The organism is Streptomyces sp. NPDC007162 (assembly GCF_040634175.1).
Lineage (GTDB): Bacteria > Actinomycetota > Actinomycetes > Streptomycetales > Streptomycetaceae > Streptomyces.
Window position 1 is genome coordinate 1 of record NZ_JBEYFC010000379.1, and the last position, 9027, is coordinate 9027.

At 72.8% G+C, this 9027-nt stretch carries 9 protein-coding genes; 5 read left to right on the forward strand and 4 right to left on the reverse strand.

The window, feature by feature from the left end; genetic code table 11:
• The coding region (hemQ, locus tag ABZ646_RS33025; protein WP_360527105.1) for a hydrogen peroxide-dependent heme synthase at positions 1 to 691 on the reverse strand (691 nt) is incomplete at its 3' end.
• A gap of 5 nt (positions 692 to 696) precedes the next feature.
• Complete coding sequence (hemG, locus tag ABZ646_RS33030) at positions 697 to 2301, reverse strand: protoporphyrinogen oxidase (RefSeq protein ID WP_360527107.1); 1605 nt, start codon at positions 2299 to 2301, stop codon at positions 697 to 699.
• Between the two features lie 154 nt (positions 2302 to 2455).
• Between hemG and ABZ646_RS33035 the strand changes: the two genes are divergently transcribed.
• Together ABZ646_RS33035 and ABZ646_RS33040 are read left to right on the forward strand one after the other, a co-directional pair.
• Positions 2456 to 3331 (forward strand): DUF4349 domain-containing protein, encoded by an 876-nt coding sequence (locus tag ABZ646_RS33035; protein ID WP_360527110.1) that lies wholly within the window; start codon positions 2456 to 2458, stop codon positions 3329 to 3331.
• Positions 3332 to 3368: 37 nt separating this feature from the next.
• On the forward strand, positions 3369 to 4757 hold the full coding sequence (locus ABZ646_RS33040) for an FAD-dependent oxidoreductase (RefSeq protein ID WP_360527113.1): 1389 nt from the start codon (positions 3369 to 3371) through the stop codon (positions 4755 to 4757).
• Between the two features lie 33 nt (positions 4758 to 4790).
• Here the strand turns inward: ABZ646_RS33040 and ABZ646_RS33045 are convergent, their stop codons facing one another.
• The gene (locus ABZ646_RS33045; protein WP_360527116.1) at positions 4791 to 5090 is read right to left on the reverse strand and encodes a hypothetical protein; all 300 of its coding nucleotides are present in this window, start codon (positions 5088 to 5090) and stop codon (positions 4791 to 4793) included.
• Positions 5091 to 5208: 118 nt separating this feature from the next.
• On the opposite strand from ABZ646_RS33045, the gene ABZ646_RS33050 reads away from it, so the two are divergent.
• Complete coding sequence (locus tag ABZ646_RS33050) at positions 5209 to 6033, forward strand: rhomboid family intramembrane serine protease (protein WP_360527119.1); 825 nt, start codon at positions 5209 to 5211, stop codon at positions 6031 to 6033.
• A gap of 9 nt (positions 6034 to 6042) precedes the next feature.
• Here the strand turns inward: ABZ646_RS33050 and hemE are convergent, their stop codons facing one another.
• Positions 6043 to 7110, reverse strand: a complete 1068-nt coding sequence (hemE, locus tag ABZ646_RS33055; protein ID WP_360527122.1) for a uroporphyrinogen decarboxylase — start codon at positions 7108 to 7110, stop codon at positions 6043 to 6045.
• Positions 7111 to 7215: 105 nt separating this feature from the next.
• Here hemE and ABZ646_RS33060 point away from each other — a divergent pair, with 105 nt between their 5' ends.
• Entirely contained in the window at positions 7216 to 7902 is a 687-nt protein-coding gene (locus tag ABZ646_RS33060) for a DUF3000 domain-containing protein (RefSeq protein ID WP_360527125.1), read from the forward strand.
• A 271-nt stretch (positions 7903 to 8173) separates the two neighbouring features.
• Positions 8174 to 8833: a response regulator transcription factor gene (locus tag ABZ646_RS33065; RefSeq protein WP_005481878.1), complete on the forward strand. Its 660-nt coding sequence runs from the start codon at positions 8174 to 8176 to the stop codon at positions 8831 to 8833.
• Positions 8834 to 9027: the final 194 nt, after the last annotated feature.

Consider the following 9027-nt stretch of genomic DNA (forward strand, 5'->3'; position numbering starts at 1 on the left):
GGCCCGTGTAGAAGGGGACCTCCTCGCGGACGTGCCTGCGGGCCTCGGAGCCGCGCAGGTGGCGCATGAGGTCGACGATGCGGTACAGCTCGTCGGCCTCGAAGGCCAGCACCCACTCGTAGTCGCCGAGCGAGAACGAGGCGACGGTGTTGGCGCGCACGTCCGGGTAGCCGCGGGCCATCTTGCCGTGGTCGGCGAGCATCCGGCGGCGGTCCTCGTCGGGCAGCAGGTACCAGTCGTACGAGCGCACGAACGGGTACACGCTGACGTAGTTGCGGGGCGTCTCGTCGGCGAGGAAGGCCGGGATGTGCGAGCGGTTGAACTCGGCGGGGCGGTGCAGCGCCATGTTCGACCAGACCGGCTCCAGGGCACGGCCGAGCCGGGTGCGGCGGAAGAGGTTGTACGCCTCCTGGAGCTGGTCGCTGGTCTCGGCGTGCCACCAGATCATCAGGTCGGCATCGGCGCGCAGGCCGGACACGTCGTAGGTGCCGCGCACGGTCACGTCCTTGGCGGCGAGCTGGTCGAACAGCTCCTGGACCTCGTCGGCGTAGCCGGCGCGGTCCTCCGGCAGCACGTCCTTCAGCTTGAAGACGGACCACAGGGTGTAGCGGATGACCTCGTTGAGGTCCTTGGCCAGCTTGCCCTTGTTCGGGATCCGGCCGGCCTCGGTGGTGGGGGCGTCGTCACTCATAATCCCTATTCTCCCGCTCCGCCGTGCAGGCTCTGCACCGGGTTGGCCGTCAGCTCCTCGATCCCGCCGAGGTCGCCCGCGAGCTGGTCGACCGCCGCGTACGCGCTCGCGATGCAGGCGGGGATGCCGACCCCGTCGTACTGCGCGCCGCACACCGCGAGCGCCGGCAGCCGGGCGACGTGCTCGCGGATCCGGGCCACGCGCGCGTGGTGGCCGACGGGGTACTGGGGCAGGCCGCCGGTCCAGCGGGTGACGCGGGTCGTCAGCGGGGTGGCGTCCAGGCCGGTGGCCTCGCGCAGGTCGTGCCGGGAGACGTCGACGAGGTCGGCGTCGTCGCGGTCGAGGACGGCCGTCTCGCCGTACCGGCCGACCGAGGTGCGCAGGACGACGACGTCCGGGTCCTCGTCGGCGATCCAGCCCCACTTGTGGGAGGCGAAGGTGGAGGCCTTGATGGTGCGGCCGTCGACGGGCGGGACCAGGAACCCGCTGCCGGCGGGCAGTTCCGCGTCGGCGCGGCGGTAGGCGAGGGTGATCAGGGCCATGGAGGCGTACTCGACGGCGGCCAGCTCGGCCGCGGCGGCGGGCGCCTCGGCGCGCAGCAGGGCGGCGGCGGCGGGGGCGGGAACGGCGAGGACGACCGCGTCGGCGTACAGCACCCGGTCCCCGGCGACGACACGCCAGACGCCGTGCGCGTCGGCCCGGCCCGGCGACCGCGGGCCACCGACGGCGTCCGCAACCGCCGGGCGGTCGGTGGCCGCCGCACCACCGCGCGCGGGGCCCGATGCGCCGACCGCCGCGCCGCCGCCGGCAGGGCCCCCCGTCTCACTCGTCCCGTCGGGTGCGACCCGCCGCAGCTCCGTCACGGGTGTCCCGGTGAGGATCTCGCCGCCCCGGGCCCGGACCGAGTCGGCCACCGTGAGCGGGAGGGTGCCCACGCCGCCCTCGATGCCCATGAACACCGGGCCCGTCTGCTGGTTCGCGGCCGCCTTCGCCTGGATCTCGCGGACGGCCCGGGTGAGCGAGTCGTGGGTCTTCGCGGCCTGGTAGAGCTGCGGGACCGCCGAGCGCAGCGAGATGCGGTAGGCGTCGCCCGCGTAGACCCCGCCGAGCAGCGGCTCGACCAGCCGGTCGACCACCTCCCGGCCCAGCCGCGCCGCCACGTACTCCCCCACCGCCACGTCGTCGCCGACCTCGGTGCGGGGCAGGTCGGCGTCGCGTTCGATGCGGGCGAGGCCCTCCTCGGAGAGCACCCCGGACAGCGCGGCGGCGGTGCCCGGGACGCCCATGACGTGGCCCTTGGGCATGGGGCGCAGGGCACCCCGGGTCCAGATCGATGCGGTGGCGGTGGCCGGCGGCTGGAGCCGCCCGGCGAGGCCCACCTCGCGCGCGAGGGCGACCGCCTCGGGCCGGCGGGCCAGCATCGACTCGGCACCCAGGTCGACGCGCACCCCCGCGATCTCGCCGGGCAGCAGCTTCCCGCCGACTCTCCCGGACGCCTCCAGCACGGTCACCCGCGCGCCGCGCGCCAGCAGCCGGTGGGCGGCGGCCAGACCCGCGATCCCGGCTCCGATGACGACGACATGCCCCGTGCCCGTACCCGTTGCGCTCATGGCCCCACTCTCTCAGACCCCACCGACGGCCCCGCCCCGGCCCGGTGACCTGCCCGCGTCCGGACCGTGACCGCAACGGGACCGTCCGCGCCCAACGTTCCGCCCCGCCCCGGCGTCGAAGGAGCGTCAGTCGTCACGATCCCCAGGGGGAACCATGCGCCGTCCCGTACGACCCGCCCTCGCCGGCGTCCTGCTCGCCGCCGCCCTCGTCCTCACCGGATGCGGCGCGGGCGGCGACGGCGGTGCCAAGCCCGACTCGGGCAGCGCGGCCCGGGAGGCGGCGGGTGCCGCCGGTGCCGAGGACAGCGGCGGCAAGGGGGCCGCCAGGACCGCGCCCGACCTCACCGCGAGCGACATCATCCGCACCGCCTCCCTGACCGTGCAGGTCAAGGACGTGCCCAAGGCCCTCGACGCGGCTCGCACCACCGCCGAGAACGCCGGTGGCTACGTCGGAGCCGAGACCACGAGCCGGGACTCCGCGGGGCACGAGCACACCCGGGTGGTCCTGCGGGTGCCCACCGAGCGCTACGACGAGGTGCTCGGCGACCTCCAGGGTGCCGGCAAGCTGCTCGCCCGCACCGCGAAGGCACAGGACGTCACCGGCCAGGTGGTGGACGTGGACAGCCGGATCAAGTCGCAGCGGGCGAGCGTGGCACGGGTCCGCGAGCTGATGGACCGCGCGGACAAGATCGGTGACGTGGTGGCCCTGGAAGGGGAGTTGAGCAGCCGTGAGGCCGATCTGGAGGCGCTGCTCGCCCAGCAGGCGTCCCTCAAGGACCGCACGAGCCTGGCCACGATCACGCTGTCGCTCACCCAGACGCCGGTCCACCGGGCCGCCGAGGACGACTCGCCCGGCTTCGTGGACGCCCTGTCCGGGGGCTGGCACGTCTTCGTGACCATGCTGCGCTGGATCGCCCTGGCGCTGGGCGCGGCCCTGCCGTTCGCGGCCCTGGCGGCCCTCGCGGCACTGCTGTGGTGGAAGGTGGTGCGCCGCCGCGGTACCACCGCCGGGCCCGGCAGCGACACCTGAGCGAGCCTGAAATGCCCGCGCCCCGTAGCGTGTTCGCATGAGCATGGACGGTGGGCGGGAACGACTGGTCGTGATCGGCGCCGACGCCGCGGGGATGTCCGCGGCGTCCCAGGCGCGTCGGTTGCGGGGACCTGACGAGTTGGAGATCGTGGCCTTCGAACGCGGCCACTTCAGCTCCTACTCGGCGTGCGGCATCCCGTACTGGGTCGGCGGTGACGTGGCGGAACGGGACCAGCTGATCGCCCGGTCCCCCGCGGAGCACCGCGCCCGCGACATCGACCTGCGCATGCGCACCGAGGTCACGGAGATCGACGTGGCCGGGAAGCGGGTACGCGCGCGTGCCGTCGACTCCGGTGCCGAGTCCTGGACGTCGTACGACAAGCTCGTCATCGGGACCGGAGCGCACCCGATCCGCCCGGACATGCCGGGCTCGGACGCTCCGGGCGTGCACGGCGTGCAGACCCTCGACGACGGCCAGGCCCTGCTGGACACACTGGCACGCACGCGTGGCCGTCGCGCGGTGGTCGTGGGCGCCGGTTACATCGGGGTGGAGATGGCCGAGGCGCTGATCAACCGCGGGTACGAGGTCACGGTCGTCAACCGGGGCAGCGAGCCCATGTCCACGCTCGACCCGGACATGGGCCGTCTGGTGCACAAGGCCATGGCGGGCCTCGGCATCACCATGGTCAACGACACGGAGGTCACCGAGCTGCTCACCGGCGAGGACGGCAGGGTGCGCGCGGTGGCCACGGAGGGCGCCGAGTACCCGGCGGACGTGGTGATCCTCGGCATCGGCGTCCGCCCCGAGACCCGCCTCGCCGAGGCGGCGGGCCTGCCGCTGGGCCGGCACGGCGGACTGCTGACCGACCTCGCGATGCGCGTGCGCGGCCACGAGGACATCTGGGCCGGCGGCGACTGCGTGGAGGTGCTCAACCTGGTCTCGGGCCAGGAGCAGTACGTCCCGCTGGGCACCCACGCCAACAAGCACGGGCAGGTCATCGGCACCAACGTGGGCGGGGGTTACGCCACGTTCCCGGGTGTCGTCGGCACGGCGGTGAGCAAGGTCTGCGACCTGGAGATCGCCCGCACCGGCCTGCGCGAGAAGGACGCGCTGCGGGTGGGCCTCCGGTTCGAGACGGTCACCGTCGAGTCCACGAGCCGCGCCGGCTACTACCCCGGCGCGAGCCCCATGACCGTCAAGATGCTCGCGGAACGGCGCACGGGCCGCCTGCTGGGCGTCCAGATCGTCGGAAGGGAGGGTGCGGGCAAGCGGGTCGACATCGCGGCGGTCGCCCTGACCGCCGAGATGACGGTGGAACAGATGACGGCCCTGGACCTGGGCTACGCCCCGCCGTTCTCACCGGTGTGGGACCCGGTCCTGGTGGCGGCGAGGAAGGCGGCGACCAAAGTGCGCGACGGCCAATGAAGCGCCCCGCGCACCCGCACCCCGCAAACGCGTCTAAGCCGTCCCACTGATCCGCGGCAGCGAAGTGACGCCCGCTCCTCCCGGCGCGGCAGCAGGCGGCTGCTCAGCCCCGGGACGGGCGTGCGCCGCAGCCGGCCGCGTCGACCGCAGCCGGTTGCTCACCGCCTCGTCCAGCGTCACCGGCCGCTGCATCTGCGCCGCCAGCCGTCCGGCCTCCTGACCGAGCCGTGCCACGTCCTCCCAGGGAAGCCGCACGACGAGGGAGAGCTCGGCCTCGCCGTCGGGCATGGCCTGCATGGGAGGGAACGCCTGAGGAGCAACCCGCTCGTTCATCGCCTGTCCTTACGTCGCCTGAACCAGAAGTCGGTTTCACAGACATACGCACACGGCCGGTGCGACGTTCACATGAACGTCCGGCTTTGGCTCCGCGCTCCCTGGGCACTACTTACCTGTGGTCATCCCCGTCCATGACGTGAACCCGGTGCGTCGCACGCCGTACGTGACGTACGCACTGATCGCCGCGAACGTCCTCGTGTTCCTGTTCACGCCCGGCATAGCCGGCTCCGTGGCCGGGGGCAGCGACCTGGCGCAGCTGTGTCATCTGCAGGCCTTCACGGACCACTACGCGGCGGTCCCCAGAGAGCTGATCCACCATCAGCTGCCGCGTCTCGTGCCGACCGGGCAGGTGGGTGTCGGCCAGGGCGGCGCCGGCTGCGTCCTCGGCCCGCCGGGCTACCACAAGTCGCCGGCACTGTCCGTCTTCACGGCGATGTTCCTGCACGGCAGCTGGCTGCACCTGCTGGGCAACATGCTGTTCCTGCTGATCTTCGGCAACAACGTCGAGGACCGGATGGGGCACATCCGGTTCTTCCTCTTCTACGTCTTCTGCGGCTACGCGGCCGGTTACGGCTTCGCGCTCCTGAACGCCTCCTCGGGCGACCCGCTGATCGGCGCGTCCGGCGCGATCGCCGGCGTCCTGGGCGCCTATCTGGTGCTCTACCCGAGGGCCAGGGTCTGGGTCCTGGTGCCTTTCCTGATCTTCCTGCCGCTACGGCTGCCCGCCTGGCTGGTGCTGGGCTTCTGGTTCGTGCTCCAGGCCGTGTACTCGTCCGGTGAGGGCGTCTCGGACGCGGGCACCGTGGCGTACGCGGCGCACGTCGTGGGCTTCCTGGCGGGCATGGTGCTCGCCTGGCCGCTCAAGCCGGGCACGCCCCCGCCGCCGGAACCGCGCGGCCTGCTGTTCGGCAGGCGGGCACGGCCCCGGCACGGCTGGTAGCGGGCCGGGTCAGCGGGCGCTCTGGGTGTGGACGTACTCCACGAGGCGGGTCAGGGCGTCCGGGTCGGTGGACGGCATCACACCGTGGCCGAGGTTGAAGACGTGGCCTTCGAGACCGGCGGCCGCGTCGAGGACCTCGCGCGCCTTGGTCTCCACCGCGTCCTTGCCGGCGAACAGGACGGCGGGGTCGAGGTTGCCCTGGAGCGCCTTGCCGGGGCCGACCCGGCGGGCGGCCTCGTCGAGCGGGACCCGGTAGTCGACACCGACGACGTCCGCGCCGGCCTCGCCCATGAGGCTGAGCAGTTCGCCGGTGCCGACGCCGAAGTGGATGCGCGGGACGCCGTAGCCGGCGACGGCGTCGAAGACCTTCGCGGAGGCGGGCAGCACCGAGCGGCGGTAGTCGGCGGGGGCGAGCGCGCCGGCCCAGGAGTCGAAGAGCTGGACGGCGGAGGCGCCGGCCTCGATCTGCACCTTCAGGAACGCGGCCGTGATGTCGGCGAGGCGGTCGAGCAGGTCGGCCCAGAGCTCGGGGTCGCCGTACATGATCGCCTTCGCGTTCTCGTACGTGCGGGAGGGGCCGCCCTCGACGAGGTAGCTCGCGAGGGTGAACGGGGCGCCGGCGAAACCGATCAGCGGGGTCGCGCCGAGCTCGGCGGTGAGCAGGCCGACCGCCTCGGTGACGTAGGAGACGTCGTCGGGGGTGAGGTCACGGAGCTGGGCGAGGTCCGCGCGGGTGCGGATCGGGTGGGCGACGACCGGGCCGACGCCGGGCTTGATGTCGAGGTCGACACCGATGGCCTTGAGCGGGACGACGATGTCGCTGAAGTAGATCGCCGCGTCCACACGGTGCCGGCGCACGGGCTGGAGGGTGATCTCGGCGACCAGCTCGGGCCGCGTGCACGACTCCAGCATCGGGATGCCCTCGCGCACCTTGTGGTACTCCGGCAGCGAGCGGCCGGCCTGCCGCATGAACCACACGGGAGTGTGGGGCACGGGTTCGCGCCTGCACGCCTTCAGGAAGGCACTGTCGTACGTGGCTGTCGGCTGCTGGCCCGCGGGGCTTCCGTTCGCACTCACGACGGCAAGTCTCGCACGCCCCGTGGGCCGGGCCTGCCGCGCCCTCGGGGCCTTAGGTGGTGTCTCTCCCTGCGCGAAGGCGTCGTTCCCCTTACTCTTCCCCGCATGGCTGCGGCTCAGGGACGACTGTCGGACGGCGCTGGCGGGATGGGCGAAGGTAAGGGCACCGGGGAGGGTGACGGACATACGGGGAGTACGGCGCCACCGTCGCCGCCGGCCTTCCGGGCCGCGGTCGACGCGCTGCGCGGCGCCCGGCTGCGGCCGCAGGTCGAGGTGGAGCCGACGCCCGCGCCGCAGCGCCTCGCGCCGTTCGCGTACGCCGTGGAGGCCGCGGTGGTCGACGGCGACCAGGACCTCGCCGACGGCCGGCTGGTGCTCCTGCACGACCCGGCCGGTCACGACGCCTGGCACGGCACGTTCCGGCTGGTCACGCTGGTCCGGGCGGAGCTGGAGCCGGAGATGGCGGCCGATCCGCTGCTGCCCGACGTCTGCTGGTCCTGGCTGACCGGCGCGCTCCAGGCCCGGGGGCTGTCGTACGGCGAGGCGAGCGGGACCGTCACGCGCGCGAGTTCGCACTACTTCGGCGGGCTGTCCGAACGCCCGGCCGCCTCGCAGATCGAGATCCGGGCCTCCTGGACGCCCCGCGAGGGCCGCACCGGTGCCCCGGACACCGCGGCGCACCTCGCCTCCTGGTGCGACCTGCTGGCGCAGGTGGCGGGGCTGCCGCCGGCCGGTCCCGGCGACGCCTCGGTGGTCACCCTGCCGCAGCGCCGCGACCCGCAGGCGCGCTGACCCGTCCACAGGGGTCCTGTCGACTCACCCTGCATTGACCATCTCTTTGTCGATACGGCCACTTTCTGTCGCGTACCGCAACGGCCCGAACCGATTCGATCTTCGGATGATCGATCGCGTGTCCGAATTGCACGTATTGTTACTCACCAGATCGTGATCATTCTCTAAAGGCGGACGGGTTTGGTGCCGAAGACGACTGTGACCTTGAAAGCACGGTTCGTCCCGGCTTCATCCCCACAAGCCGGCCCCGTCCCCCCACCCAGGAGGCCTGGTGTCCGTTCTCCTAGAGCAGCCCGCAAGCCTGGTCGCCTACCGCCCGAACAAGCCCACCGCCATGGTGGTCGTGGCCGACCCCCGCGTACGCTCCACCGTCACCCGCCACCTGTGGGCGCTCGGCGTGCGCGATGTCATCGAGGCCTCGTCCATCGCGGAGGCTCGTCCCCGCATCGGCAACCCCCGCGACATCTGCGTCGCCGACGTCCACCTTCCCGACGGCTCCGGCCTGACCCTCCTGTCCGAGACCCGCGCGGCGGGCTGGCCCAACGGCCTGGCCCTGTCCGCAGCCGACGACATCGGCGCCGTGCGCAACGCCCTGGCCGGCGGGGTCAAGGGCTACGTCGTCACCGGCACCCGCACCAACATCGGGCTCCCCACCCGACCGGGTGCCGCCCCCATCGGTTCCGCCGCCCGCATGCACCGTCGTCCCCCGGGTGCCCCGAGCCACCCGGGTGGCTACCGCGAGCTCTCCGGCCGTGAGGTCGAGGTGCTCCGGCTGGTCGCGGAGGGCCAGTCGAACAAGGCGATCGGCGTCTCGATGGGACTGTCCGCCCTGACCGTCAAGAGCCACCTCGCCCGTATCGCACGCAAGCTCGGCACGGGCGACCGGGCCGGGATGGTCGCCGTGGCCCTGCGCACCGGCATCATCCACTGATCCGTCATGAATTCAGTCACGTGAACCGGGCCGGCCGCAGGTCCGGTGTCACGTCGTGTCCCGCTGTCCCCCGTTCGTGCATCTGATCTTTCACCGACCTGACTGGTTTACGACCCCCCGGCGCCCGCGGGCCGGCCGCTCGGACGAGCCCCCGGCGGAACTCCAGACACCAGACACCCCAAAAAAAAAAAAAA